The sequence below is a fragment of the Methylobacterium sp. WL116 genome (genome assembly GCF_008039455.1).
Lineage (GTDB): Bacteria > Pseudomonadota > Alphaproteobacteria > Rhizobiales > Beijerinckiaceae > Methylobacterium.
Map to the genome: position 1 here is coordinate 1 of NZ_VRUV01000017.1, position 25,898 is coordinate 25,898.

A 25,898-nucleotide genomic window follows, 5' to 3' on the forward strand; every position below is an offset into this window, starting at 1 on the left:
GTCGCATCACGCGTTGGGAACACGAGCACGTGCTGGAAGCCGTCCAGCGCCGGCTCGACGAGAACCCGAACGCGATGCGTGACCGCCGCCAGACGGTCGAGCACGTCTTCGGCACCCTGAAAGCCTGAATGGGAGCGACCCACTTCCTGACCCGGGGGCTGAGGAACGTGGCCGGTGAGATGAGCCTGCAGGTTCTTGCCTACAACATAAAGCGGGTGATCGCGATCCTCGGTGCCGGCCCGCTCATCGCAGCCATCCGAGGCTGAAAGCCCGGTCCCTTTGGGCCTTACGCTGTCAGGTCCGTCCAGTCCGCAAACGCGTTCTCACACAGCCTCGGTGGGTAACGGTCCGTCTGCTTTCTGGACATCAGGCTAGGGGAGCAGACCTTGTCGCGGACGGGAGCAGGAGATTGCGTGTGGTCAACCGATCCCCATTCCGCGGATAAGCAAGATCGCGATGGCGAGGAGCACGAGGAGCGAGGCGGTGACCGCCAACGTGACCCGGCCGCCGACGCGGGCCAGAACACGCACATCGACGCCCAGCCCCAGTGCGGCCATCGACACAATCGTCAGGAAGCCGGCGATCCGGGCGAGGGGCGCAACCCAGCCGTCCGGAACGAGCCCAAGCGACCGCAAGGTCGCGAGCGCCAGGAAGCCCATGATGAACCAAGGCACAAGCTTGAAGAAGCCGAGCCGTCGCGGTGCTGCCTTAGCGGTCGCTCCCTCCGCGGGTAGGCGCGGCGCGATTAGCGACAGAATTACCACCACAGGGCCGAGCATTAGCACCCGCACCAGCTTGACCAGCGTGCCGACCTGCGTCGCGAGCGGGCTCACCGGCACGGTGGCAGCCAACACCTGCGGCACCGCGTAGACGGTCATTCCGGCCAGCACACCGTACTGGTGCTCGCTAAAGCCCGCGAGCGGCACGAACAGCGGCAGGCCGAGCACCATCAGCACGCCGAGCACCGCTGTGAAGGCGATGGCGGCCGCGACATCCCGGCTGTCCGCACCGATGATCGGGGCCACGGCGGCGATGGCCGAGTTGCCGCAGATGGCGTTGCCGCAAGCGATCAGCAGCGCCATACGCACCGGCAACCCGAGCGCGCGACAGAGCGCGCAGCTCGCCAGGATAGTCAGGGCCACCGCGCCAACTATGCCGGCGAGCAGCGCTGGGCCCGAAGCAACGATCGCCCCTAGGCTCACCGAGGCGCCGAGCAGGGTCACGGCAATCTCCAGCACCTGCTTGACCGAGAAGGCGATCCCGGCTCTGAAGCGGGCTCCTGGCACCCACGCCGTACGCAAGGCCGTCCCAAGCAGGATGGCAAGCACCAGAGCCTCGACGTAGGGGTGACCGGTAAGGTGCTCTTCGCCGGCCTGCAGCACTTGTGCCAGCCCCGTGACGGCGAGGCACAGGAGCAACCCCGGCAGGAGGCTGCCGGCTGCTCCAGCCCAGACGAAGACCCTGGAACGATCGGAAGGCGCCGCTTCCTCTTCAACGCGGCCAGCCGTCCTGGCGGTCATAGCGTACCCCCCTGTCCGGCTCTCAGTAGGCTGCGTCGAGATAGGCGGCGATCGCCTTGGCCTGCGCCTCCTCGATGGGCGCATGGTAGACCTTCACCATCTTAGTCACCTCGGAATTCCAGAAGGCTTGGCCCTTCCGTGGGGGCTGCATCGCGACATAATCGGGGGAATGGCACGTCTGGCAGCTCTCCTGTGCCGCCTGGAAGCCGCCCCCATGAGAGGCATCCGGTGGAGCTCGCAACTGCGCAGTGGGTTCCAGCAGAACGTAGCTGTCCGGTGCCGCCAGGGCCGCCGTCCCCGAGATGGCAAGCGCGAGAGATGCGGTGAAGGCGGCTATCTTAATCATGTGTGATTTCCTTAAGCCGCGCGCACACGGGTGGTCTCGACCACGTTGCGCATGTAGCCGGCCGGGTTCCAGCGGGGCTCCATCGGCTGGGTTGCGCCATTGTTGGCCGTGGCCTTGACGCGCAAGGAATGCGCCCCCGGTGCGAGATCCACCTCCGCGTTCCAGCGCCGGAAGGCGTAGCGGCCAAGGTCCTGCTCGAGCTTGGCCGAGTTCCAGGTCCGGCCGTCGTCTGCGGAGACCTCCACCGCCTTGATACCGGAGCCGCCATCGAAGGCGATGCCGCGCAGAGGCACACGGCCCGCCATCAACTGCGCCCCGTCCGCAAGGTTGGTCATGAAGGAGCGCACGTTGAGGCGCCCGATCGGCAAGGTCTTGTCCGGCGCCTTACCGGGCTCGGTGCAGGCGCATTCGTTGTCCGGAATGCGGTAGGCCGTCTTCATCCAGAACCCTTCGTAGGGCTTGTCTAGGACGGTGACGGCATTGAGGTGCTTCACCCAGTAGGTACCGTAATAGCCCGGCACCACGAGCCGAAGCGGGAAGCCGTTGAGCCAGGGCAGGTCCTGCCCGTTCATATTCCAGGCCAGCATCACCTCCCCGTCGCGGGCGTGGTCGAGGGTGAGCGCCTTCGCGAAGTCCGGGGTCTCAGGAAGGACCGGCCCGTCGAGCCCTTCGAAGGCGACCTGCACGGCCCCGGCCTTCACGCCGGCCTTATCAAGAACGGTCTTCAGGGGCACACCAACGAAGCGGGCGCAGCCCATGGCGCCGTTGGCGAGTTGGCCGCCGGCCATCCGCGGCTCGAAGAAGCCGCGGGAGTTGCCGGAGCATTGGTTCACCGCGACCACCTCCGTCGGATCCATCCTCCTCAGGTCGGTGAGTGAGAGGGAAAGCGGGCGCTCGACATGGCCGCCGATCTCGACGCGAAAGGCCTGGGCGTCGATCTCGGTGGGGATGTCGGCGAGATGGTATCGTACGAAAAAGGCGTCGTTCGGCGTGATCGTGCCCTCGTCGAAGATCGCGAATGGTGTCTCAAGCTGCGGCGGCCGCGCGGTCATCTGCAGCAGCGGGCGCTTACCCGGATAGGCCACGAGCGGACGCTCTCCGTTGCCGAAGGCGAGCTGCGCCATCTCTACGCCGGACGCCGGACGCAGGCCGGCTGCGGTAAGCGCGAGACCGCCTCCTGCTAGGAGGCCGCGTCGCGTGGGTACGAAACTCATTGATCCCTCCATCTCCCTGCGGTGACCGGGAGGCCCCGGCCGACGCGCGGCGTTTTCGGCGGCTTGCCCGGCGTCAAGAGATTTGTGGGTAGGCGATGGGATAGGCCGGCGCCTCCTCGATCAGGCGGCGCCGGCGGATTCGGCCGATCCAGATGGCCGAGGCGGCACTGAGAATGCCGGACAGGGCGCAGTAGCCGCAGACGAGCCAGGGGTTGTTCACCCCGGAGTATTGCAGCAGCGCCGTCGCGATGATCGGCGTCAGGCCGCTCGCGAAGATCCCGGAGAACTGATAGACAAACGAAATCCCGGTATATCGCACCCTTGCAGAAAACAGCTCCGAGAAAAGGGCGGCCTCCGGCCCGTAGACCGCAGCATAGATGATGCCGAACGGGATGATGATCGCGAACCAGATCGCCTGAATGTTGTTGGGGTACGACACGAACACCCAGAAGGCCGGGAAGGCAGCAAACCCGGAGATCACCGACCCCCATGCATAGACCCGTGTTCGGCCGAGGCGGTCGGAGAGCCAGCCGAAGAACGGAATCGTCGCACACATCACCACCGCCGCGGCGGTGACGCCAAGCAGGGCCTCCGTGCGCGACACCTTCAGCGTTTGCGTGAGGTAGCCGATCGCGAAGACTGCAAAGACGTTGAACACCACGCCGTCGACCATCCGCGCGCCCATGCCGGCGATGATCTCGGCGGGGTAGCCGCGGATCATCGACACGAAGGGGATGTCGGCCGCGTGGTTGTCCTGCTTCACCTTTGTGAATTCGGGCGTCTCCATGACGTTGAGGCGGATATAGGCGCCCACCGCCACGAGGACGACACTGAGCAGGAACGCAGCGCGCCAACCGTAGGCGAGGAACTGTTCCTCGTTCAGCGTATACGAGAGCAGGGCGACGACCCCGGAGGCGAGGCAGAGGCCGAGCGAGAGGCCGATCTGTGGAATGCTCGCGTAGAAACCGCGCTTGCCCTCCGGCGCGGATTCGAAGGCCATCAGCACCGCGCCGCCCCATTCTCCACCCAGTCCGATGCCCTGGACCACCCTCAGGAGCAGAAGCAGGATCGGCGCCGCCACGCCGATCTGGGCATAAGTCGGCACGATGCCGATTAGGAAGGTCGCCACGCCCATCAGCATCAGGGTGATGACGAGCATGCTCTTGCGGCCGATCCTGTCGCCGAAATGCCCGAAGATCACGCCCCCGAGCGGCCGGGCGACGAAGCCGACGGCGAAGGTCGCGTAGGCGAGCAGGGTCGAGATGAGGGGGTCGCTCACAGGGAAGTAGAGCTTGTTGAAGACGATGCCGGCAACCACCCCGTAGAGGAAGAAGTCGTACCACTCGATCGTCGCGCCAATCAGGGAGGCGGTCACGACGCGACCGATCCCTCCCTTAGACGATGGTGCTGGTCCCCGTTCCGGATACGACATCTGCCCCTTCTCCCGTTCATCGCGTGTCTGAAACGTTGAGCGATTTCCTTGTGGCGCGGGCACCTTCGCTGGGTGCCCTATCGCCGGTCCCATCCCATCGCCTTCGTCCGGAGGCTTTAGGAGGTATAATGCGTCCTCGCAGTTCCACCCTTCAGGCGTGGTGGACGACCTCCGCCGGCGGCATCGTCCGCAAGGCCGGTCTCCGCTCCTGGATGGCAGAAGCGGCATCGGCCAGGATCATGTCGGAGGCCTTCTCGGCGATCATCACCACGGGGGCACTGGTGTTGCCGGAGACGAGGGTCGGCATAATCGAGCAGTCGACCACGCGCAGACCCTCCATGCCGTGGACGCGAAGGGCGGGATCGACCACGGCAAGGGCGTCCGTCCCCATTTTGCAGGTGCCGGAAGGATGGAAGATCGTGGCGCCGGAGGACCGTGCGAACGCCAGCAGGCCCGCATCGTCCACGACTCCGGGTCCGGGCTTCTCCTCCGAAAGGATCAGCGTGCTCAGGGCTTGCGTCGCGGCGAGGCGCCTGGCGAACTTGATCCCCTCGACGGTGCAGAGCCGATCGGTCTCTGTGGCAAGGTAGTTCGCTCGCATCACGGGCGCCGCGAAGGGGTCAGTGCCACGCAAGGTGACGGTGCCACGCGATTCCGGCCGAAGCTGGCAGACGGAGAAGGTGCAACCGGACCAGCGATGCGGTTGCCCGCCTGCCATGTCGGCGGAGAGGGTGCCGAAGTGGAACTGGATGTCCGGCGTCCCCTGTCCCGGCATGACGCGGGTAAATAGGCCGCCTTGGTTGATGCCGACCGCGAGGGGTCCGCTGCGCGTTAGAAGCCATCGCAGGCCGATCCGCGCCTTGCCGATGATGTTGCGCAGATCGTCGTTCGTGCTGATCGGTTTGGTCAGGCGGTAGCTTAACCGGATCTGCAAATGATCCTGTAGGTTCTCGCCGACGCCAGCCAATTCATGATGAACTGGGATACCGTGCGTGCGGAGTGCGCCGGCGGGACCGATGCCGGAGAGGAGCAGGAGCTGTGGGCTTTGGAGGGCGCCTGCCGCGAGGATGACCTCGCGCGATGCCCGGATCTCCACGTCGCGCCCGTGCTGCTGGACCCGGACGCCCAGGGCGCGCTTGCCTTGAAGGATGAGGCCGGTGACGTGAGCATCGGTCTCGACGCGCAGGTTCGAGCGCCCTTCGGCGGGACGGAGATAGGCGACCGCAGTGCTGCAGCGCAGGCCGTTGCGGGTGAAGAGCTGGTAGTAGCCGACACCTTCCTGATCGCCGCCGTTGAAGTCGTCCGTGCGGCGGACGCCCAACTCCCCGGCTCCGGTGATGACGCGCTCGATCAACTCGTGTTTGTGGCGGATGTCGGAACACCAGAGCGGGCCGTCGCCTCCGTGGGTGGCACTGGCTCCGCGCGAATTGTGCTCACTGCGGATGAAGTAGGGCAGCACGTCGCGCCAGCCCCAACCGTCGTTCCCGAGGTCGGCCCAGTGGTCATAGTCCTGGGCCTGCCCACGGACGAAGATCAAACCATTGATCGAACTAGACCCGCCGAGCGTCCGACCACGGGGCCAGTAGATCGCGCGGCCGTCCATGGACGGCTCTGGTTCGGTGGAGAACCCCCAGTTGAGGGTTTTGTGGACCATCGTCTTCCCGTAGCCGATGGGAAGGTGGATCCACGGTGACTTATCGCGCGGGCCGGCTTCGAGGAGCACAACCCGATGGCGACCATCCGCCGAGAGGCGGTTGGCGAGCACGCACCCCGCGGTGCCTCCTCCGACCACGACATAGTCGCACTCGATGGGCTCCGGCGCAGCTCTGGAAGGATGGCGTTTCCTCAAAATTATCTCCGTTACGAGTGTTTGTCTCGAAAAACGGTACGTTATGTTCTATTTGATGAGAGGAGTTCGCGAGTGTCAATATGGACGCCGTGCGTTTCTCGCGACAGGCTGGGCCGGGTGACACCAGAGCGCTCCGATCGAGCGGGTCGCGGCAAGGAGCGAGGCGATGCAGGTCTTCCACCACGGCGACAGTGCTCGCCACGATCCCAATCGATACTTCCGGCGCGGGGCGATCGTGGACCATCCCGAGCAGGCGGATCGCTATCACCGACTGCTGGAAACGGTCCGGGCCAGTGGGCACGTCGTGCGGGAGGTGGGAGATTTCGGCCTCGATCCAATCTTCGCCGTGCACGATGTCGGCTACGTCGCCTTCCTGCGGGAGGCGTGGGATCGCCGCGACGCGTTACCCGGCATCGACGACGAGATCCTGACAGGCCATTTTGCACGGCCGCACATGCACCGTCGGCCGGAGGGGTTGCTCGGACTCATCGGCCTCTACACGGCCGACACATCGACGCCGGTGCGGGCGGGAACCTGGCAGGCGGTCTACGGCTCGGCGCAAGCCGCCGTCGCTGCCGCCGACGCCGCCTTGGCGGAGACTTATGCCTACGCCCTGTGCCGACCGCCGGGGCACCATGCCTACGCCGACTCGGCCGGCGGCTTCTGCTACCTCAACAACAGTGCCATCGCGGCCGAACGCTTGCGCGGGGCGACTGGTGGAAGGGTCGCGGTCCTCGACATCGATGTCCACCACGGAAACGGTACGCAGGGCATCTTCTACGCCCGGCCGGACGTGTTCACTGTCTCGGTGCACGCGGACCCGGCTGATTACTTCCCGTACTTTGCGGGCTATGCCGATGAGATCGGCGCCGGACCGGGTGAGGGCTTCAATCGCAACTTGCCGTTGCCGCAGGGATCGGGTGATGAGCCCTGGCTCGCCGCGATCGCCGACGGTGTAGTTGCGATCGGCAGTTACAAACCAGCGGCCCTCGTCGTCGCCTTGGGCCTCGACGCGTCCAAAGACGATCCAATCGGCGCGCTCACGGTCACAGAGGCAGGTTTCCGCAAGGCCGCCGCGATTATCGCTGCCGCGGGGCTGTCCACAGTCATCGTGCAGGAGGGTGGCTACCTCTGCCCGGCCCTACAGCAGAATCTCAGCGCATTCCTCGATGAGTTCGAGCGGGCCAGGGCGTGAAGCCAGCCATCACCTCCTCCTGCAAACGGGAGGAGGTGATGGCTGAAGCGAGCCAGTTGGGTCCTTACCCAGCCGCGTGGAGCGCGGACTCGGCTCGGCGCGGCATCGGCTGTGCCAACGTGTGCCTGAGCAGCTCAGGTATCTCTCCCGGCGTATCAGCGACGGCGACGCCCGCCGCCTCAAGGGCCGAACGCTTGCCGGCGTAGCTGCCCCGATCGCCAGAGACGATGGCGCCGGCATGGCCCATCTTCTTGCCGGGTGGGGAGGCACGGCCGGCGATGAACGAGACCACCGGCTTGCTCATCGAGGCGGCGTAGTCCGCTGCGGCCTCCTCCATGGCGCCACCGATCTCACCGACGAGGACCACGGCGCGGGTCCGCGCGTCTCGGTCCAGCGCCACCAGGGCGTCCCGGGTGGTGGTGCCGATCATCGGGTCGCCGCCGATGCCGAGAAACGCCGACTGGCCGAGGCCTGCCCGGGTGAGGTTTAGGCAGATCAAGGTGCCGAGGCTGCCGCTGCGGGAGATCACGCCGATCTCGCCGGGCCCGAAGATGTTCGGGTTGTGCCCCGGCATGATCCCAACGAAGCCCTCGCCCGGCGTCACGACGCCCGCCGTGTTCGGTCCGACGATCCGCGTGCCGTGGGCGCGCGCCGCATGGTGGATGGCAAGGACATCCCGGATCGGGATGTGCTCGGTGAGGACGACGAGGGTCTTCGTCCCGGCCTCGATGGCGTCGAGAGCTGCTGCCTTGGCGGCCGCGGGAGGAATGAACATCACCGACCAGTCGAAGGGGGTTTCGGCCATGGCCGCCCTGGCCGTGGCGTAGACCGGCAGGCCGAGATGCTCCTCCCCGGCCCGCTTCGGGTTGACGCCGGCGACGACCTGCGTGCCGCAGGCCATCATCTTCTCGCTCCAGAAGCTCCCTTGCTTGCCAGTGAGGCCTTGGACGAGGACGCGTGCGTGCTGGCGATAGATGATCATCGAGCTGCCTCCACCGCGGCCTGCACCGCGTCCTCCATCAGGTCATAGGGCTCGACCCCGAGCCCGTCGCGGACGAGGCGCACGGCCTCGTCCTCCCCGGTGCCGTGGATCGAGAAAAATACCGGCACCTCGGGGGCGAGGCGCTTCCAGGCGGTCACGACGCCCTCGGCCATCACGTCGGTACGGGCGAAGGCCCCGCAGAAGTTGACGACGAGACTCTTCACGCCGGGATTGGCCAGGACGAGCCGCAGGGCCGCCTCGGACTTGGTGTAAGCCTCGCCGCCGATCTCGAGGAAGTTCGCCGGCCGTCCACCGCAATGGCTGATGACGTCCATGGTCGTCATGGTGAGGCCAGCGCCATTAGCGAGAACGCCGACGTCGCCGTCGAGCTGGATGAACTTGAGCCCCAGCTCCGCCCCTTCCCGTTCGAGCGGGCTCATCGGTTCCGGCGAGGCCTCGGCCGTAAGGTCTGCGTTCCGGAAGGCCGCCGAATCATCGAGGGTGAGCTTACAGTCGAGGGCGACGACGCGCCCGTCCTCCAGCAGGGCTAGGGGGTTGATCTCGATCAGCTCGGCATCAACGGTCCCGCCGATCCGGTACAGGGCGGGCAGGATCGCCTCGATCTGCTCCCGCGCGGGGCCGAGATCGAGCCCGTCGAGGAGGGCGCGAGCCGCCTCCCCATCGAATCCCCGGTCGAGGTTGACCCGGTGACGACGCAGGGCGTCCGGCCGTGTGGCCGCAACCTCCTCGATGTCCATCCCCCCCTCGGTGGAGAACAGCACGAGGGGCGTGCGGCTCTCCGTGTCAGTGAGGAGCGCGGCGTAGAATTCCCGCGCGATGGCGGCGCGCTCCTCCAGGAGTACCGACTCAACCCGGTGGCCGTCGATGGTCATGCCGAGGATCGCGCCTGCAACCTCGCGGGCCTCGTCGGGGGTCATGGCGGCGCGGATGCCGCCCGCCTTGCCGCGCTTGCCGGTCGGGACTTGGGCCTTGACCATGCAGGGGCCGAGCTCGGCAGCAGCGGCTGCCGCATCCTCCGCCGTCACACAGTGGATCCCCCGTGGGATCGGGATGCCCGCGGGCGCCAGCACCCGCGCCTTGGCGACGTGTTCGAGAAAGTTCATCGCGCATCCTCCGAATGGCCGATCCGGTCCCAGTGCGGCCCGAACAGGTCCTGTTCGCTTGGGCGATCCTCGGGGATCGGAGTGACGAGGTGGGTGATGTTGAGGAAGTGGCGATAACTTAGGTTTTCGGAGATGCTGTTCTTTTGCCAAGAACCGCAGCCCATGCTCAGAGTGAAGCCGAGGCCGGAATTGAAGCCGCCGCCGTTGCCAAAGGTGTGGGCGAAGTTCACGAGCACCCGCACCACGTCGAGGTCTTCGGCGAGCTCCCGGGCCCGGGCCATGTCAGTGGTGTGGATGCCGCAGGAATGACCCTTGCCCTGGTGGTCAAGGATGGCAGCGACCTTCGCCTTGGCCTCCGCGAAGTCCTTCGCCCGGTAGACGGTGAGGACGAGGGCGAGCTTCTCGCCGGAAAACGGGGCGGCGCGTCCGATCCCCTCCTCTTCCACGAGGAAGAATTTCGCCCCGTCAGCTTTCTCCGGCAGTTCGAAGGCGCGGGCGAGCACGTCGGCGTCACGGGCGATGAGGTCGCGATTGAGTTTGCCCCGCACCCAGAGCCGCTCGGCGATGCGCTGCTTCTCCTCTCTGCCGCACAGGTACGCTCCGGCCCGCTCCAGGGCAGCGACGGCCCGATCGTAGACCGCATCCACGATGACCACCGCATTCTCCGAGGAGCAGGATGTGGCGTTGTCGAAGATCTTCGAGTCGCGGATCCGCGCGGCGGCTGCGTCGAGGTCGGCGGTCTCGTCGATCATGACCGGCACGTTGCCGGCGCCGACGCCGATGGCGGGCGTCCCGCTGGAGTAAGCCCGGCGGACGTTGTCCTGCGAGCCCGTGACTACGACGAGGTCGCAGGCCCGCATCAGGGCCTCCGTCGAGTCCTTCGTGATCGGGGCGGGGAGGATCTGCACGAGGTCGGCGGGCAAGCCGATCGTCTCGAGTTCCGCCCGCATCAGCTCTACCGCGCGAGCGGTGGTGCGGTAGCCCAGCGGCGAGGGTGCGATGACGATGGCGTTGCGGCCCTTGATCGCCATCATCGCCTTGTTCACCGGCGTGGCGCCGGGATTGGTGGAGGGGGTTACCGCCCCGATCACCCCCATGGGCTTGGCGTATCTCACGATGCCGTGGGCCACATCGTGCTCGATGACGCCCACCGACCGACCGCGGAGCAGGTCGCGCAGGGTCCCAAAGGTTTTGCGCTGCTTCTTTACGATCTTGTCCGCCACGTTACCGAGGCCGGTATCGGCCACCGCGAGTTCGGCGATCTCGCGGGCGTTTGCGGGCTTGTAAAGCGACCACGCGACGGCTCGGACGGCGGCGTCGGCCCGGTCCTGATCGACATCGGCGAACTGGGCTTGCGCGGTCCGCGCCCGCTCCATCACCTCGGCGACGGGATCGTGGACGGCGTGAACATCGGGCTTCGTAAGGGGCATGACGGCGGCAGGCGACATGGCGCGCTCCTGAAGGTTTTGAGGGCGTTTCGGATCGAGGGGGGGGGACGGCCGAGGGCCGGATCCGGTCAGGCTATCGGCCTGACCGGGAGGGAAGAGCTGGGGACGAGCTCGTCCTGTGGCGCGTCTACGAAGGGCTCGTTCGGCCGCATCCGCAGTGCGAGACCGGCGCCAGCGAGCAGCAGGCCCAGCGAGGCCATGAAGGGTAGATCCCACCGGCCGGTGAGATCGATGATCAGCCCGAACACTACGGGGGAGATCATTCCGGCGAGACCGAAGCCGAAGTTCATGAAGCCAGAAGCCGTGCCCGAATATTGGGGAGCAATGTCCATCGGCACTGCCCAGATCGGCGCGACGATCAGTTCGGCAAAGAAGAACGCACCCGACAGGCACAGGGTGATTGTCAGCAGGTCGGTGGTGAACAACACCGGGAGCATGAAAGCAAAGGCCCCGAGAAAGCCCACGACGATGACGCTGACGCGGGCTTTGGCGACGTCGCCCGTACGCCGCAGGATCCGGTCGCTAACGATGCCGCCCACCGTGTCCCCGACCACGCCCGCGAAGAAGACGCCAGAAGCAAAAATCGCGGATTTCTTGATGTCGAGATGATGCTGATTGAGGAAGTAGGAGGGGATCCAGTTCAGGAACAGCCAGAGGGTCCAGCCGTAGCAGAAGTCAGTCAACGTCACCGGCAGCATCCGCCGAAGCAGCGGCCCCCATGGCACTGCCCTACGTTCGCCGGCAATCTTCACGGGCGGCAGGACGGCGAGTTCAGCTTCCGTCACGCCCCGATGCTCGCGGGGATCGTCGCGGAAGTAGAACCACCACAGCCCGACCCAGGCGAAACTGATGATCCCGATGATGATGAAGCTGTCGCGCCAGGAAAGCGCCACGATCAGGAAGGCGATCAGCGGTGGTGTGAGCGCATTGCCGAGTCTGGCGGCGGCATGAGTGATGCCCTGGGCAAAGCCTCGCCGGTCGGCGGCCATCCAGTTCGCCAGCGCCCGCGTCGCGGTCGGGAAGGCAGAGCCCTCGCCGATGCCGAGGAGGAAGCGCGCCGCTACTAGCGACATCGCCCCTTCGACAAAGCCGATCATCACGGTCGCGGCGGACCAAATGGCGCCGCAGATCAGTAAGGTTTTGCGTGGACCCAGGCGGTCACCAAGCCAGCCGCCGGCGATCTGGAAGAAGGCGTAAGGGTAGGCGAAGGCCGAGAAGGCCAGGCCGAGTTCGACATTCGTCAAACCCAGTTCTTTCTGCATGGCCGGCGCGGCCGTGCCGATGTTCACCCGATCTATGTAGGTGATCAGGTACATCAGGCAGATGACAAACAAGACTCTGTCCGTCGCCTTGATGCGTACGAGCCGTAGCATTCCGCCCTCCTGATAAAGGGGCGCCAGGGCATCCTCATTTCGACCGCATGCGACGGCGTGGGGTCGCGAAGTACCCGGCGTCCTTCCTGCGTTTCCATTCTCACCGGCGTGAAGGCATCGGGTCTGAAGCCCGAATTCTTGATCCCTTACGGCTCGATGAGGACACGCTAGCCATTGCGTTCGAACAGGAGAAATATATTCTCTTGATCCCGATCATTCAAAAAATTGATCGATATGATTCCGGATCTTGAGATTCCGCTGCTGCGAACGTTCCTAGCGGTGCACGACACCGGGAGCATCACGCTGGCCGGAAAGCAGGTCGGCCGCACGCAGCCGGCGATCACGCACCAGATGCATCGGCTCGAGCGCGCTCTCGGACGTCCTTTGTTCGACGGAGAACGACGCCACGGTGCTTTGACGAGGGATGGGGAGGTGCTCCTCGCCTATGCCCGCAAGCTCTTGAGCCTCAATGACGAGATCCGCGAGCGATTTGAGGCCCCCGACATCGCAGGGCGAGTCCGACTCGGCGTGCCAGACCTCTATGCGGCATTCCTGCTCCCTGCGGTCTTGGCAGGCTTCGCCAGGGTTTACCCGCAAGTGGAGATAGAGCTGCGCTGTTCCCGCAGCGTCCAGCTGCGTTTGGCTCTCGCCCGCGAGGAGATAGACCTTGCTCTGATGACTCGGCAGCCGGATCAGGACAGTGGAATCGTTGTGCGGGAGGAGCCGTTGGTTTGGGTCGCAGCCCGAGGAGGCGACTTGGACTTGCGCTCGCCGCTCCCGCTAGCGCTACTCCCGCCGGGCAGCATCTATCGGCAATGCGCCCTGGACGCCCTAGGGCAAGTAGGACGCAGTTGGGCTATCACGGCAGTTAGCGACAGCATCGCGGGCCTCCAGGCCGCGGTCCATGCCGGGCTGGCGGTCTCAATATTTCCGCTCTGCGCTGTGAACGGGGAGATCAGGCAGATAGCGGCGGGTAGCGGGCTTCCCGACCTTCCAGCCCTAAAGATCGTGCTGCAGAGAAAGCCAGGCGAAGCCCCCACAGCCGCGGAGCACCTTGCGCAATACATCCTGTCGGAGCTTGGCAATATCGTGATCTGAAAATTCGTGTCCTGTCGGTCAGACAACCCTGCAATGCGGCACCGCAATGCGATTGTTTTTGCGGCGCACCAAATCAAGTGCTAAGTCGCCTACGACAAACGACACACACTGCGGCTCCAATGAATCATCCTGAACGCGCGCGAGACGTCCTGCCAGTCCTCGCTGCTCTGTACGCTCTCGTCATGGTGAGTAACATACACGCCGCACCATTTCCGGTTGCCCCGACGTTGGAAGCCTCGCGTGTTGTCTCGGGTCTCAAGTGGCACATGCTTGAGATAGCTCGGGCTGAGCAAAACGAAGCGGTTTTCTTCCCGGGCAATTGAGGCTTCAGCCGAGGTACCTGTTGGTACCGGTGCAGCCGGCGATTCGCAGACACGGCCTGTTTCCGGCTACGTCGCTCTATCAGATCGCCTTGCTAAATCTGTAAAGCCGTAGTGAATGCCCCACGCCGAGTCGGATCTGGGCGCGGGGCATTGCTGTCATTAGGCCGGCGGGTGCTGCGGGCGCATGTCTGACTTTTCGATGCCGGCGATTGGCACCGGCTTCTTCATGGCGTCGCGACGGAACGGTTCGCCGAGCTCCTGGTTCAGGATGACTTCAATGAAGGTCGTCACGCCTCGGGACTGCTCCTCGCCGGCTTGCTGGATGGCTTGGGTGAGATCGCGGGTATTGTCCACGCGGACGCCCTTGAAACCACAACCCTCGGCGATTTTGGCGTAGCTAAGCTTGGGGTCGAGTTCAGTACCGACGAAGTTGTTGTCGTACCAAAGTACGGTGTTCCTCTTCTCTGCGCCCCACTGATAGTTGCGGAAGATGACCATGGTGATTGCTGGCCACTCATCCCGGCCAATGGAGGTCATCTCGTTCATTGATATGCCGAAGGCTCCATCTCCTGCAAATCCGAAAACCGGGGTATCCGGTTGGCCGATCTTGGCTCCGACAATCGAGGGGAATGCGTAGCCGCACGGGCCGAACATTCCCGGCGCGAGGTATTTTCTGGTATTCTCGAAGCTGGGATAAGCATTCCCGATGGCGCAGTTGTTGCCGATGTCGGTTGACACGATCGCGTCCCGGGGCATGCCGGCCTGGATTGCCCGCCACGCCTGCCGAGGCGACATGCGATCGCTGTCGCGGGCCTGGGCCTCGCGGTTCCAGGTGGTGCCGGGATCGTCGTCCTCGTGGTCCATGGAGGTGAGGGCCTGCGCCCAGGCGGACTTCGTGTGATGGACGAGGGCCTTGCGCTCCTCGCGGCCCGCGTTCCCAGCATCCGAGGTGAGCTGTTCGAGGATCTGGCGGGCGACCTGCCGGGCATCGCCGCAGATACCGACCGAGATCGTCTTGGTGAGGCCGATCCGGTCGGGGTTGATGTCAACCTGGATGATCTTCGCCTGTTTCGGCCAGTAGTCGATTCCGTAGCCCGGCAGGGTCGAGAACGGGTTCAAGCGCGTACCGAGGGCTAGCACTACGTCGGCCTTGGCGATCAACTCCATCGCGGCCTTCGAGCCGTTGTAGCCAAGCGGGCCGGCGGCCAGCGGATGGCTGCCGGGGAACGAATCGTTGTGCTGGTAGCCTGAGCAGACCGGGGCATCGAGACGCTCGGCCAACGCCACCGTCTCCCTCACGGCGTCGCCAATCACCACCCCGGCGCCGCTGAGGATCACCGGGAACTTGGCCCCGGACAGCAGTTCAGCCGCGTCCGCGATCGCCTGCCGGCCGCCCGCGGCACGCTCAAGCCGCACGATCTGCGGCAACGCGACGTCGATAACCTGGGTCCAGAAATCCCGAGGGATGTTGATCTGTGCCGGGGCACATCCGCGCCACGCCTTCTCGATCACACGGTTGAGGACCTCGGCGACCCGGGAAGGATCGCGGACCTCCTCTTGGTAGCAGACCATGTCCTCGAACAGCGCCATCTGCTCGACTTCCTGGAAACCGCCCTGGCCTATGGTCTTGTTGGCGGCCTGCGGCGACACCAGTAGCATCGGGGTGTGATTCCAGTAGGCGGTCTTCATCGCGGTAACGAAGCCGGTGACCCCGGGGCCGTTCTGGGCGATGGCCATGGCCATCTTGCCGGTGGACCGAGTGTACCCGTCGCAGATCAGCCCGGCATTCGTCTCGTGGGCGCAATCCCAGAACGCGATGCCGGCCTTTGGGAACAGGTCCGAGACCGGCATCATGGCGGATCCGATGATGCCGAACGCATGCTCGATGCCGTGCATCTGCAGGACCTTAACGAACGCTTCCTCCGTGGACATCTTCATGGCGCACCCTCCTGGTGTTTCCCTGTTTCAACTTGGTCCGAGAACCTCTGCGCGCCCCATTCTCCAGGTCTGTCCGCTTGAGCCGTCGGGCCCGGCGGGAGCACACGTGAGGCCTCGGCCGACCCATCGGCCGCTTTCGGTTCCGATGGGCCCGCGGCATTCGTGACGCTCGTCTCGACCCGGATGCCGCTTGCAGGCCATTCATGGACCCACAATCAGAGCGCCGCAACCTTGATCTCGTTTTTTTGCTTCCAGCGTTCTAATTTATGAAATATGGATCAAAACCAGATGGAAGACACCGTCGATTCCTCGCCGGCACTCAAGGCATTCGGTCTTCTGGAGGCGATCGCCGCTATGGATCACGCACCGACCCTTGCCGAGCTTACGGAGGTCGCGAACCTGCCGAAGCCGACGCTTCACCGGTGGCTGACGATGCTCGAAGGTGCGGAGTTGCTGCGGCGGCTGCCGGATGGTCGCCGCTACGAGCTGGCGGCACGTGCCACTGCACTCGCCTTCGCGATCCTGTCGAACAACCCCGGCTCGATCCGCCGACACCAGATCCTTCAGGGTGTGGCGCGTTCGCTCGGTGAGTCCTGCAATCTCACCGTTCTCCAGGGGAGCGAGGTCATGTATCTCGATCGCGTCGAGGCGTCCCTGCCCCTGCGGGTGGCATTCCAGAAGGGCTCCCGCGTGCCGGCGCATTGCTCCGCAAGTGGGAAACTGTTCCTTGCGCTGATGCCCCGCGGCCGGCGCGAGCGCCTCTTCGCAAGCCTGCCTCTCGACCGCCACACCGCCAACACTCTGACCGATCTGCCGGCCCTCGAGGCGGAGCTGCAGCAGATCAAGCGACAGGGCTACGCCCTCGACGACGAAGAATTTCTGACCGGCCTCTTCTGCATCGCCGTACCGATCCTCGACGGGACCGGACGCGAATGCGTGGCAGCACTGGCGCTTCAAGCGCCAGTGGTGCGCCTGTGGCGGGAGAACGCCCCGGAACGCCTGTCGGTGCTCCGCAACGCCGCATCGGCTCTCGCGTCGACGCTGACCTGACACTCCTTGGGAGCTGACCATGGAAATGCTGCGTGTAGCGCCCTCTTATCCGAGGCTCGACGACCTCAAGCAGCGCGCCCAAGCGTCTGGACCCGTCAGGGTCGGCGTCGTTTATCCCTGTGAGACGGGAGCCCTGGCGGCGACCATCGCGGCTTCCGACCTCGGCTTCATCGATCCGGTACTGATCGGCCCGGGTGCCCTAATCCGCCGGATCGCGGCGGAGAACGGGCTTGACCTCGGGAAACTGATGATCATCGAGGCGGACGACCCCCTGGACGCAGCCCGACGCGGCGTGGCTCTTGCGGGCGCCGGGGAGGTCGGAGCTTTGATGAAGGGCTCGCTTCACACCGATGAGTTGTTGGGCGCAGTCGTGGCGCGCGACAGCCCGCTCCGCATGGGCCGCCGAACCAGCCACGTCTTCTGGTTCGATTGCCCGGCCTACCACAAGCCGCTGATGCTCACCGACGCGGTTGTCAATATCGCCCCCGGCCTGATGGAGAAGGCCGATATCGTCCGCAATGCAATCGACCTCGCGCACAGGCTGGGCAACCCCAAGCCGAAAGTGGCAATCTTGGCAGCGGTGGAGACCGTGAACCCGGCCCTGCCATCGACCATCGACGCGGCGTCCCTGTGCAAGATGGCCGATCGCGGCCAGATCACGGGCGCGGTCCTCGACGGCCCGTTGGGCTTCGACAACGCCGTCTCGCTCACCTCCGCCACGACCAAAGGGATTATCTCGCTGGTGGCGGGCGAGCCAGACATTCTCGTCGTGCCGAACCTCGATGCCGGCAATAGCCTTTACAAGTCCCTCGTCTATCTCGGCGGCGCCGCCTGCGCCGGTCTGGTGCTCGGCGCACGAGTGCCAATCATTCTCACCAGCCGCGCAGACTCGGTTCAGGCCCGGGTCGCCTCGTGCGCTCTCGCAGCGCTCGCTGCTTCTCCCAGGCCGAACTGAGACACCGCTCGGCTGGCCATCGTCTGCGTGACAACTCGTCTCCACCTCCGGGCGAGGTAGATCCGGCCCGTGGGTCAGCATCGAACGGGACTACATCGGACCGTCCGATCGATGCCCTTACAAGGCATCTCGTGGTTAGTGTGTACTCACGCAGCCCTTCAGCCTTGTGCCGCAGGGTCAGATAAGGGGCGATCAGCGCTCACTCCTCATCATCCTGACTGGGCTAAAGTCCTTGGGAGAGAACTGAAAGAAGCTTCGCGGCGCGGGCGAGATCATTAATTGTGGCGCCTGTGTATCGGCGAGCCTAGCCGAGAGGCAAAGGGACCTGGCGGTTTAACAGCGGGCGAGAACGGCTTAGCACATTGGCGTAGGAGCTTTTTCAACGTCCGCTTTGGAGTATCTAATTTCGCAGTCCGAACGACCGGGTTGGGTCGCTATCGGAATGACCGCTCGGGGTGGTTTCCTGCCTGTCGGCTCTGGTCGAAAGGTCGTCGAAGCAGACGAAGTGCTAGGGCTCCTTCAACGAGAGGTCCTCCGAGGGCGATACAAGCCCAGCCCCAATCGCGATCCAGACGAGATGGGCATCGGTGCGTGCCCCAAGAGTGGCGCGGATCACCGAGAGGTTGTTGTGCACCGTTTTGAGGCTCAGACACAGTGCCTCGGCGACAGCTTGGGCGGTCATCCCGCCGACGGTCAAACCCAGGATTTCGAGCTCCCGCGGGCTGAGGTCGTCAAGCGCCGTGCGCCCGCCAGCCACCTCGTCCTGAGCGATCGCGCGCGAGATGTCGGCGCTCATCGCCTGCTTGCCGCGTAGCACGGTCGCAACCGCCGCTAGCAGCTCACAGGGTGAGCTCGCCTTGCTGACATACCCGCTCGCCCCGGCGGCAAAGGCTTGGCGCGCGATCATCGCCCCAGTGCGCATGCTGAACACGACGATGCGAGCCGACCCATCCCACTGGCGGATGTGACGGATGGCCTCGATACCGCTTGGGCCAGGCAGCGACAGGTCGAGGATCACAAGATCGGGCTCGTTAGCCTTATATTGGGAATAGGCCATTGCCGCGTTCTCGGCTTCCGCGACCACGACCAAGCCCGGCTGTCGCTCGATCAAGCGGCGATAGCCCTCGCGCACGACTGGATGGTCATCGACGAGCAGGATGGTCGTGGCCATGAGGCGATCTCAGCCGGCCGTCGGCACGGATGCGCAGGCACGGATGCCTGAACCGGTGCCGGTGAGCGAAAAGCTTCCGCCGAGGGCAGCGAGCCGCGCTCGGATGCCGACGAGTCCACGGCCCGTGTGAGAAGCGGTGCGGGACACATCGCCCCCTCCGTCATCGTCGAGCGTCAGCATCACCGTTCGTGGTCCGGCCTCCGACCGGCCGAGCCGCAGGAAGATCCGGTTCGGCCGGCCATGGCGCAAGGCGTTCGTCAGCAGTTCCTGTGCGATCCGATAGAGGCTCGTCGCCACGTTTTCGGGCATGCTGGTGAGATCGCCCGTAATATCAAGATGCAGGGTCGGGCCGGACTTGAGCTGTACTCGCCAGTCCGCGACGAGGCCACGCAGCGCGTCCTCCAATCCGGCTTCGGCCAGATCGGGCAGTTCGAGGCGGGCCAGGGCTCCGTGCAGGCTCTCCCGCATGGAGGCGATGATGGTTTCGATGCCCTGGGCGTCCTCACGAAGGTCGTCGCGCTCCGGGGGCGCAGCCAGTTCGATCGCTGCGGCACGTGCCCCCACGGCGGCGAGGCACTGGCCGAAGGCATCGTGTAGGTCGCGCGCAAGGGCCTGCCGCTCTTCTTCCTGAACCGTGACGAGCCGCTGCATCAGGCCCGCGCGCTCGGCCTCAATGTTGGCAAGCCGGTCGGCGAGGGCGTTGCAGGGCCTACATGCACCGATGCCTGATGACGGACTTGTCTGCGGACGTGCGGACGTTCGCGACCGCGGACGGCATCGTCACGATCGCCCCCCCCACTGGATGGCCCATGGCGTCATCACGGTGATCACCAGAGCGACCGATGCCGGCTCGGCCCTGACCATCGCCTACCAGCTGCAGATGTTAGACACTCGGAACGCGCTCACCGGCGACATGCCGGCCGCTGCGTCGATCGAACTGCTGCAGGTCGCTGTCTGCAACGCGCTCGTCACTCATAGCGCACGCCCGTGCGGCCCCTCCCGGCCGCGGCGGTCCTGAGAGCGCGGCCTGAAGCGTACGGCCCGTTCGGCGGACCTTCCATCTGCAAATCCTCGACCCAAACGTAGCAACGCCCTGATTGAACGGGAAACCTTGCCCGCGAAGCCGTTAGGATCGGATTGCAACTACAATTCTCAGGAATGTCCAATTGGTGACTTGGAATATCAGTCACGCGGGAAGCTCACATCTTCAAGGTGAAGGCTCTTTGCTCGATTCATGGTGGTGCATCAAGTCGGATGGCATACACACGATCTTTCGCCCGGTTCGCTCGAAGCTTAGCCTGACATTGCCGAGGGCCAGCGTTCGTCCATAGCCGTCCGACCGCCTTCATCTCGCGCAGCAGGGCGAGGCTGTCGGCGCCAAAAGTGCGGTCCCAGCGGCTCGTGCGTAGCAGGAGGTACTTGCCTTGTCCGCGGCGGCTCGCCAAAAAGCCGGGGGCGGCATCGAGGGCGGCATCATCGAGGTCTAGGAACGTGCCCGACCGAATGTCGATCAATTCCGACTGATGCTGGGCGACATAGCGCTCGATTCGCTCCACCGCCGTCCTGGGCTCGGCCGCAGTCACTGGCGGGACCACATGGCGTTGGTACACCTCCATGATGCGCGAGCCTACCCGGTCGAGCGGCAGGATACCCCAACGGCACGCGAAGTGCGCCGCGACGTAGGCCATAGCAAACTTGTCGCCCGCACGGGCTACCGCGGGCGGGGCCTTGTGAAGCCCTGCCCGCCGCCGGAAGGCATTGAGGTTGCGTATTATGCGACGCTTCAGCAGAGCCCGTCCGAGGGACGTTTGCATTCGGCGTTCAAGCTCGGCCGTAAAGGCCCGGGCGGCATGGCCGTAATGGGCATAGGCGATCCCCACGAGCGCCTCGGCCGCCGCCTTGCCGGTCTCGTACCCAGACGGCAGACGGTCGAAAACGCCGTAGCGCGAGGCAGCAGCCGGGATCGTAGCCACTCGCACGGCAATCGCCGCGGCCTCCTCCGGCGGCAACCCCTGCATCACATCGGCAAGGGAGATATTGGTCGTGCTGAGGAAGGCGAAGCGGTGGCGGGCGGCGGGCTGATCGTAGCGCGCCTTCTCAGAGCCGTGGGCGAGCTTGAACATCGCCCGCGCTAGCGTGTGCCGTTTGTCGGCCTTACCGTCTTCCAGGTACTCGCTGACCTCGTCGAGAAGCAGCAGCCCATCGTTGGCCTCCGCCATCGGGCGCTCCAAACCATTTATGCTCGTATTCCAGCGTCGGACCAAAACCGCCGGGGAATCGTGGACCGAAGCAGCGAGTTTGAGCAGGACGCTTTTTCCCACGGTAGTCTCGGCGAACAACTCGAAGCCTGGGTTATCGTCCAGTTCGGGTACAAGGCGCGGCAGGAGGGGAACGAAAGCACAAGCAAGGACGAAAGTGGGAAGGGATTGGCCGTTCACGAGGCGACGCACCTCCGACTGCCACGCTTCGAACGAACCCTGCGGCGGTCGGGCTGGTGTAGTTTCCCGCGCGTCAATGGCGGGCACACCGGCGATCTCGGCTGGTAACGCATCCCCGGCCCGAAAGAAGCGTGACCCCTGCCAACCGGAAGTCTCGACGACGTGGACCTGCTCGGTTGCCAAAAGCCGCTCGGCCTCAGCCTTCACATGGTCGCGCATAGCGCGCTGCATGATCGTGACACCCTGAGCGTACAGGCGTTTGAAGAACTGATGCTCGGCATCGAAGAGGTCGGCGATGGGTGCCGTGGCAATTCTGCCATGGAAGCTAATGCGCAGCCATTCCCCCCCCACCTGGTCTCGGCATTTAACGACCGCCGGGCGAGACTCCTTACTCGTGCTCGGTCTCCTTCGTAGGTCACTTACGACCACGCGTTTGCCGCCCGTGAGGGCCATGACATTCTCCAAATTTATCCCGGGAAGGGGGGGAAAGGGAGCGGCCTCCTCTGGTGCGAAAACGTACACGGCTTGGGCGCCAATAACGCCCGACAGCAGTCTGCGAACGCGTAAAATGCACTGCTTTGACCGTGAAAAAGCCTTCTCCGACCAGCGACGTACTGAAATTCGGACACAACACTACGGCCGTCAGCCGTGGCGTGCAAGCCGTTATGCCATTCTCATCGAGAAATGCGGGAAATACGGGAAAATTAGCATCCGTAACGAGGTTGGACCTGCGGTACCGTTGGGGCGAGAAAGTCGAGATCGAGCCTGTCGTCCGACCGACGCGGCCCTTCCTTTTCCCGGCATGAGATGACGCGGAAAAGTGGATGCTTGAGCAGTGCCGCTTGCACTACCCCTGAACCTTAAGTGTCCCACCCCCCAAGCGACAGCCGCGTAGCATTAGCAGATCGCCAAAGCTTTGCCGGTCGATCCACATTAGCCATTCCGCGAGGCGCGGATTGGGGATACGCTGCCGACGTGGGTGGCGCCGCCACACTCCGTCTTTCTCGTAGCTTGGCTTTGAAGGCCAGAAGGCTTGAGCTAGATGGTAGGAGACGCGCCGTTCAGGGTTCGACAGGCCTAGCACTCGGATGGGCTGGCGAACGTAGCCGGGCTGACTAGGATCCCCAGCTCGATACGCTGGCAAAAGTCTGAGACGGTCGATCACTGGAACTAGGTCGTCGGTCATCACGATGTGCAAATGCAGCTGGTAGGTGTCGTGGTTGGGATCGTAGTCGCCGTGTAGGAAGGTGATGAACCAGCCATCAGTCTCGTGAAGGCCGGCCCGAATCAGCTGCTGGCGGAATCGCTCTAGGTATTGCTTAGGTTTGATCGTCGGCAGATCGCGGCCTTGAATCCGCCACTCGCGTGGGATGATCGTAACGAGCCGCACCCCGGCTGCTGAATTCTCGCGGATCAGCTTCAGCACTGCCCCAACGAATCGGAGCCGAAAGCGGCGCATGTAACTGGACGAGGCGAAGGTCTGTGATGGAGGTCCTCCGCTCAAAGACCGCTTGAGGCGCATCGCGAGGTTACGGGCATCATTTCCCGTGTAATGGGTCACGGGGCGGTATGCGCTCAGCCGTAAGGTCCCGTCCGCCCAGGAAATCAGTGCCGCGCGCCGCTCGCGGTCCTCCGAACGCGCGTCGCGCTGCCGCTCGAAGCCACCCTTGCCGTGATCAGCGCGATCGGTCGCCTGCACTTTCAGTTGATGCTGAAGGTTGTCAGCGAACCGTGGGTAGTGGAGGCGTCGGAGCGTAAAGGCGCGGTTGGATCGATGCTCTCTCATTTGGTGATTTTCCCTCATAGCGGCCGCGAGAAACTGAACACATAGGCGGAACCAGCGGCCTATGGATCAACGCGTTTGGAGGGGTTGGGACCTCAAGTCAGCTTTGCGGGCGAAATTTCCAAGCGCGTCACGCGGGCAGCTCACTTTTTCGGTAGCGTCGTGGTCGCCTCTTGATCGCGGAGGGCTACGACAGCTCCGTCAGCGATCTCGACGAGGCGTTGGTAGGCAATCGATGAAGGCGGTCGGGCTCGACGCTTTCACCTCAGCGACGCGTGGGATTCGGGGTAGCCGCGAGTACGGTCTCGTCATCAGTTGAGTTCTCTGAGGCGGAATGCCCCGCCTCGCTCGGAAGACTAGCGCCCGCGTACGAACGGGATGCGAGCGCCATCCCAGATATTGAGCCTGCGGTCATAGGTTGGAAGGATGACGGAAGGACAATGCCGCACCATCAGCAGAAAGGTCTTTTTGTTGGTACGGAGAGATGGTACAAACGACGCTCGATACCGCGGTGTAAGTATCTGATTTTACAGCATTTCGTTTTGCAAACGCCCAGTCCTTTCCTGGGCACCAATCCTAAACAGCCGTTAAGATCGAACAGCGTTTAGGTTCGCATCCCGTACCCGGAGACCCGGGGCGGGATTTTTGCGTTTCAGCACCCCTGCGCGCTGGGATCGGGCCGCGCGATCTCCGGTGTCGTCGGCACGGGACGCGGCCGTCTCACTTGCCCTTCGGCTTGGCGCGAAACACCACCGGGATCGTGAAGGTCAGCCCCTCGTCCGCGACGAGCGGCGGTGGCGGCGGAACCGGATCGGACCGGTGCATCATCGTCAGGGCGGCCTGATCGAGCGCGCCGTCGCCGGACCCCTTCAGCACCGTCGCCGAGACCACGTGGCCGACGCGGTCGAGGAGGAAGCTCACGAGCACCTCGCCGGTCGGATGCGTGGCGACGCCTGGGTAGCGCTTGTGCCGGTCGAGATGGGCCATGAGCTGCTTCTGCCACGTCGTGCGGACGCGGCGGGCGCTCTCGCCGGTGCCGAGGACGGGCGCGGTCGCGATCGCAGCCTCCTTGACCGTCTCGGAGGTCGGCGCGGAGGCGGCCTCGGACGCGACCGACTCCGCCGACGGGCGGGTCTCGGCGACCTTGACCTTGCTCTCGTCCTCCTGCGGCTTGAGGGTCGCCTCCGGCGAGACGATCCGGTCGGGATCCTCCGTCTCGGTCGGCACGGCCTTCGGTAATTCGGTCGGGTCGTCGACGGCCTTCTGCTGGACGACGGCCGGCGAGGCGGCCGCGTCGTCGGCTTCCGGCCCGGGCGGCAGGTCCGAGGGCTCGCGCCTCGGCTGGCCGCTCTGGTTGGCCGCGGGCGCGCCGTGCCGGAAGCCCCGAGCGCGTGTGCTCTGCCGATCCTGCCCGTCATGGCGCCCGTGGCGCCGGCCCCGACCCCGACGCATCCGCGGGCGGACCTTCGAGCGCGACGAGCGCGACCTTGAGGTAGCCGCCGGAGCGGAGAATCTCGAGGACGTCCATCATCTCGCCGTAGGGGACCGCGCGGTCCGCGCGCAGGAATACGCGCCGTTCCCGGCTCGGATCGGCCTGCGCGTCGAGGGCCTGCGCGAGGTCCACGCGCCGCACCGGCGTCTCGCCGATCGCGACCGCGAGGTCGGCCTTGATCGTCACGTAGGTCGGCTTGTCCGGTCGCTTCTGCGGAACCGCGCTGGAGGAGGGGAGGTCGATCGGCAGGTCGACCGTCGAGAGCGGTGCCGCGATCATGAAGATGATCAGCAGCACGAGCATCACGTCGATGAACGGCGTCACGTTGATCTCGTGCGCCTCGCCGAACTCGTCACCGTCCTCGTCGCCACCGAGTGAGATCGCCATGGTTCAGGGCCCCCCGCTCACTCGGCCGCCTGCGCCAGCGGCGCATGGCGCCCGCCCTCGCCGCGCTCGAGTTCGCGCGACAGCAGCCGCATCGCCGTGCCGGAGGCGCGCTGGACCAAGTCGCCGTAGCTCCGGGTCGCCCGGGCGAAGTGGTTGTAGATGATCACCGCAGGGATCGCGGCGGCGAGGCCGATGGCGGTGGCCAGCAGCGCCTCCGCGATGCCGGGCGCGACCACCGCGAGGTTCGTGGTCTGCGCCCGCGAGATCCCGATGAAGCTGTTCATGATGCCCCAGACGGTGCCGAACAGGCCGACGAAGGGCGAGATCGCGCCGATCGTGGCGAGCGCGCCCATGCCGCGGCGGGCGAGGCGGCCTTCCGCCTTCACCAGCTCGGAGCAGCGCGAGACCGCCCGCTCCTTGATGCCCTCCGCATGGCCCTTGGAGATCCGCACCTCGTTCGCGACCGTGCCGACGAGGCGGTCGAGGATCGTGCCGCCCCCGCCGAGCGCCCGCTCGGCCTCGGCCAGCGAACCGGTCTCGGCGACGCGGCCGAGCGCCCGCACGAGGCTTCGGCGGGCGAGGCCGAGCTCGATCGTCTTCGCCACGAGGATCGTCCAGGTGACGATCGAGGCGAGCGCCAGCCCGCTCATCACCACCTTCACCAGGATGTCGGCGTTCAGGAACATCGACCACGGCGACAGCTCGTGGCCGCCGGGGGCCGAGGCGGAAATCGCCCTTCGCGGGCCCGGCTCCGGCGCCGGCGGCGCTTCGGCAGCCAGC

The 25,898-nt window shown here is 65.1% G+C and carries 21 protein-coding genes and 2 pseudogenes; 6 read left to right on the forward strand and 17 right to left on the reverse strand.

Going from position 1 to position 25,898, the window contains the following annotated elements; genetic code table 11:
* Positions 1 to 266, forward strand: a pseudogene (locus FV223_RS03315) (transposase); the annotation flags it as partial.
* Between the two features lie 153 nt (positions 267 to 419).
* Here FV223_RS03315 and FV223_RS03320 read toward each other — a convergent pair.
* The 5 genes from FV223_RS03320 to FV223_RS03340 form a co-directional block, all read right to left on the reverse strand.
* Complete coding sequence (locus tag FV223_RS03320) at positions 420 to 1,520, reverse strand: YeiH family protein (RefSeq protein ID WP_147725459.1); 1,101 nt, start codon at positions 1,518 to 1,520, stop codon at positions 420 to 422.
* A gap of 22 nt (positions 1,521 to 1,542) precedes the next feature.
* Entirely contained in the window at positions 1,543 to 1,866 is a 324-nt protein-coding gene (locus FV223_RS03325; protein ID WP_147725460.1) for a cytochrome c, read from the reverse strand.
* 11 nt (positions 1,867 to 1,877) lie between these two features.
* Positions 1,878 to 2,990 carry a molybdopterin-dependent oxidoreductase gene (locus FV223_RS03330; protein WP_246689588.1) on the reverse strand — a complete coding sequence of 371 codons (1,113 nt, stop codon included), beginning with the start codon at positions 2,988 to 2,990 and terminating at the stop codon, positions 1,878 to 1,880.
* A 163-nt stretch (positions 2,991 to 3,153) separates the two neighbouring features.
* Positions 3,154 to 4,512 carry an MFS transporter gene (locus FV223_RS03335; RefSeq protein WP_147725475.1) on the reverse strand — a complete coding sequence of 453 codons (1,359 nt, stop codon included), beginning with the start codon at positions 4,510 to 4,512 and terminating at the stop codon, positions 3,154 to 3,156.
* A gap of 151 nt (positions 4,513 to 4,663) precedes the next feature.
* Positions 4,664 to 6,322 (reverse strand): GMC family oxidoreductase N-terminal domain-containing protein, encoded by a 1,659-nt coding sequence (locus tag FV223_RS03340; protein WP_147725476.1) that lies wholly within the window; start codon positions 6,320 to 6,322, stop codon positions 4,664 to 4,666.
* Positions 6,323 to 6,527: 205 nt separating this feature from the next.
* Here FV223_RS03340 and FV223_RS03345 point away from each other — a divergent pair, with 205 nt between their 5' ends.
* Positions 6,528 to 7,556 (forward strand): histone deacetylase family protein, encoded by a 1,029-nt coding sequence (locus FV223_RS03345; RefSeq protein ID WP_147725462.1) that lies wholly within the window; start codon positions 6,528 to 6,530, stop codon positions 7,554 to 7,556.
* Between the two features lie 64 nt (positions 7,557 to 7,620).
* Here FV223_RS03345 and sucD read toward each other — a convergent pair whose 3' ends face one another.
* From sucD to FV223_RS03365, 4 genes are all read right to left on the reverse strand, one after another.
* Positions 7,621 to 8,538 (reverse strand): succinate--CoA ligase subunit alpha, encoded by a 918-nt coding sequence (gene sucD, locus FV223_RS03350; protein WP_187276043.1) that lies wholly within the window; start codon positions 8,536 to 8,538, stop codon positions 7,621 to 7,623.
* A complete protein-coding gene (locus tag FV223_RS03355; RefSeq protein WP_147725463.1) occupies positions 8,535 to 9,662 on the reverse strand; it encodes an ATP-grasp domain-containing protein in 1,128 nt (375 codons plus the stop codon). The genes sucD and FV223_RS03355 overlap by 4 nt, the downstream gene beginning before the upstream one ends.
* Positions 9,659 to 11,092 (reverse strand): aldehyde dehydrogenase family protein, encoded by a 1,434-nt coding sequence (locus FV223_RS03360; protein WP_147725478.1) that lies wholly within the window; start codon positions 11,090 to 11,092, stop codon positions 9,659 to 9,661. Before FV223_RS03360 ends, FV223_RS03355 begins: the two co-directional genes overlap by 4 nt.
* A gap of 86 nt (positions 11,093 to 11,178) precedes the next feature.
* The gene (locus FV223_RS03365; RefSeq protein WP_147725464.1) at positions 11,179 to 12,483 is read right to left on the reverse strand and encodes an MFS transporter; all 1,305 of its coding nucleotides are present in this window, start codon (positions 12,481 to 12,483) and stop codon (positions 11,179 to 11,181) included.
* Between the two features lie 234 nt (positions 12,484 to 12,717).
* Here FV223_RS03365 and FV223_RS03370 point away from each other — a divergent pair, with 234 nt between their 5' ends.
* A complete protein-coding gene (locus FV223_RS03370) occupies positions 12,718 to 13,581 on the forward strand; it encodes a LysR substrate-binding domain-containing protein (protein WP_147725479.1) in 864 nt (287 codons plus the stop codon).
* Between the two features lie 482 nt (positions 13,582 to 14,063).
* On the opposite strand, the gene xsc is transcribed toward FV223_RS03370, so the two are convergent.
* The gene (xsc, locus tag FV223_RS03380; protein ID WP_147725466.1) at positions 14,064 to 15,842 is read right to left on the reverse strand and encodes a sulfoacetaldehyde acetyltransferase; all 1,779 of its coding nucleotides are present in this window, start codon (positions 15,840 to 15,842) and stop codon (positions 14,064 to 14,066) included.
* A gap of 288 nt (positions 15,843 to 16,130) precedes the next feature.
* Between xsc and FV223_RS03385 the strand changes: the two genes are divergently transcribed.
* Positions 16,131 to 16,892 (forward strand): IclR family transcriptional regulator, encoded by a 762-nt coding sequence (locus FV223_RS03385; protein WP_147725467.1) that lies wholly within the window; start codon positions 16,131 to 16,133, stop codon positions 16,890 to 16,892.
* A gap of 19 nt (positions 16,893 to 16,911) precedes the next feature.
* A complete protein-coding gene (locus tag FV223_RS03390; RefSeq protein WP_187276044.1) occupies positions 16,912 to 17,847 on the forward strand; it encodes a bifunctional enoyl-CoA hydratase/phosphate acetyltransferase in 936 nt (311 codons plus the stop codon).
* A 508-nt stretch (positions 17,848 to 18,355) separates the two neighbouring features.
* Here the strand turns inward: FV223_RS03390 and FV223_RS03395 are convergent.
* Both FV223_RS03395 and FV223_RS03400 read right to left on the reverse strand, forming a co-directional pair.
* Positions 18,356 to 19,018, reverse strand: coding sequence for a response regulator transcription factor (locus tag FV223_RS03395; protein WP_147725468.1), 663 nt, complete (start codon positions 19,016 to 19,018; stop codon positions 18,356 to 18,358).
* Between the two features lie 9 nt (positions 19,019 to 19,027).
* Positions 19,028 to 19,720, reverse strand: a pseudogene (locus tag FV223_RS03400) (histidine kinase); the annotation flags it as partial.
* A gap of 100 nt (positions 19,721 to 19,820) precedes the next feature.
* On the opposite strand from FV223_RS03400, the gene FV223_RS03405 reads away from it, so the two are divergent.
* Positions 19,821 to 20,036 (forward strand): hypothetical protein, encoded by a 216-nt coding sequence (locus tag FV223_RS03405; protein WP_147725469.1) that lies wholly within the window; start codon positions 19,821 to 19,823, stop codon positions 20,034 to 20,036.
* Positions 20,037 to 20,250: 214 nt separating this feature from the next.
* Here the strand turns inward: FV223_RS03405 and FV223_RS03410 are convergent, their stop codons facing one another.
* The 5 genes from FV223_RS03410 to exbB all read right to left on the reverse strand — a co-directional run.
* A complete protein-coding gene (locus FV223_RS03410; protein ID WP_187276045.1) occupies positions 20,251 to 21,807 on the reverse strand; it encodes a DUF927 domain-containing protein in 1,557 nt (518 codons plus the stop codon).
* A 496-nt stretch (positions 21,808 to 22,303) separates the two neighbouring features.
* Entirely contained in the window at positions 22,304 to 23,242 is a 939-nt protein-coding gene (locus FV223_RS03415; RefSeq protein ID WP_147725471.1) for a hypothetical protein, read from the reverse strand.
* Between the two features lie 717 nt (positions 23,243 to 23,959).
* On the reverse strand, positions 23,960 to 24,691 hold the full coding sequence (locus tag FV223_RS03420) for a TonB family protein (RefSeq protein ID WP_147725472.1): 732 nt from the start codon (positions 24,689 to 24,691) through the stop codon (positions 23,960 to 23,962).
* On the reverse strand, positions 24,654 to 25,118 hold the full coding sequence (exbD, locus tag FV223_RS03425; protein ID WP_147725473.1) for a TonB system transport protein ExbD: 465 nt from the start codon (positions 25,116 to 25,118) through the stop codon (positions 24,654 to 24,656). The genes FV223_RS03420 and exbD overlap by 38 nt, the downstream gene beginning before the upstream one ends.
* A 17-nt stretch (positions 25,119 to 25,135) precedes the next feature.
* On the reverse strand, positions 25,136 to 25,898 hold a 763-nt coding region (exbB, locus tag FV223_RS03430; protein ID WP_246689590.1), incomplete at its 5' end, for a tonB-system energizer ExbB.

What these genes read in the sequence shown, in the direction of transcription:
- FV223_RS03320 (WP_147725459.1), bottom strand. Translation starts at nt 1,520, where the DNA reads ATGACCGCCAGGACGGCTGGCCGCGTTGAAGAGGAAGCGGCGCCTTCC.
- FV223_RS03325 (WP_147725460.1), bottom strand. Translation starts at nt 1,866, where the DNA reads ATGATTAAGATAGCCGCCTTCACCGCATCTCTCGCGCTTGCCATCTCG.
- FV223_RS03330 (WP_246689588.1), bottom strand. Translation starts at nt 2,990, where the DNA reads ATGGCGCAGCTCGCCTTCGGCAACGGAGAGCGTCCGCTCGTGGCCTAT.
- FV223_RS03335 (WP_147725475.1), bottom strand. Translation starts at nt 4,512, where the DNA reads ATGTCGTATCCGGAACGGGGACCAGCACCATCGTCTAAGGGAGGGATC.
- FV223_RS03345 (WP_147725462.1), top strand. Translation starts at nt 6,528, where the DNA reads ATGCAGGTCTTCCACCACGGCGACAGTGCTCGCCACGATCCCAATCGA.
- sucD (WP_187276043.1), bottom strand. Translation starts at nt 8,538, where the DNA reads ATGATCATCTATCGCCAGCACGCACGCGTCCTCGTCCAAGGCCTCACT.
- FV223_RS03355 (WP_147725463.1), bottom strand. Translation starts at nt 9,662, where the DNA reads ATGAACTTTCTCGAACACGTCGCCAAGGCGCGGGTGCTGGCGCCCGCG.
- FV223_RS03360 (WP_147725478.1), bottom strand. Translation starts at nt 11,092, where the DNA reads ATGCCCCTTACGAAGCCCGATGTTCACGCCGTCCACGATCCCGTCGCC.
- FV223_RS03365 (WP_147725464.1), bottom strand. Translation starts at nt 12,483, where the DNA reads ATGCTACGGCTCGTACGCATCAAGGCGACGGACAGAGTCTTGTTTGTC.
- FV223_RS03370 (WP_147725479.1), top strand. Translation starts at nt 12,718, where the DNA reads ATGATTCCGGATCTTGAGATTCCGCTGCTGCGAACGTTCCTAGCGGTG.
- xsc (WP_147725466.1), bottom strand. Translation starts at nt 15,842, where the DNA reads ATGAAGATGTCCACGGAGGAAGCGTTCGTTAAGGTCCTGCAGATGCAC.
- FV223_RS03385 (WP_147725467.1), top strand. Translation starts at nt 16,131, where the DNA reads ATGGAAGACACCGTCGATTCCTCGCCGGCACTCAAGGCATTCGGTCTT.
- FV223_RS03390 (WP_187276044.1), top strand. Translation starts at nt 16,912, where the DNA reads ATGGAAATGCTGCGTGTAGCGCCCTCTTATCCGAGGCTCGACGACCTC.
- FV223_RS03395 (WP_147725468.1), bottom strand. Translation starts at nt 19,018, where the DNA reads ATGGCCACGACCATCCTGCTCGTCGATGACCATCCAGTCGTGCGCGAG.
- FV223_RS03405 (WP_147725469.1), top strand. Translation starts at nt 19,821, where the DNA reads ATGGCCCATGGCGTCATCACGGTGATCACCAGAGCGACCGATGCCGGC.
- FV223_RS03415 (WP_147725471.1), bottom strand. Translation starts at nt 23,242, where the DNA reads ATGAGAGAGCATCGATCCAACCGCGCCTTTACGCTCCGACGCCTCCAC.
- FV223_RS03420 (WP_147725472.1), bottom strand. Translation starts at nt 24,691, where the DNA reads ATGCGTCGGGGTCGGGGCCGGCGCCACGGGCGCCATGACGGGCAGGAT.
- exbD (WP_147725473.1), bottom strand. Translation starts at nt 25,118, where the DNA reads ATGGCGATCTCACTCGGTGGCGACGAGGACGGTGACGAGTTCGGCGAG.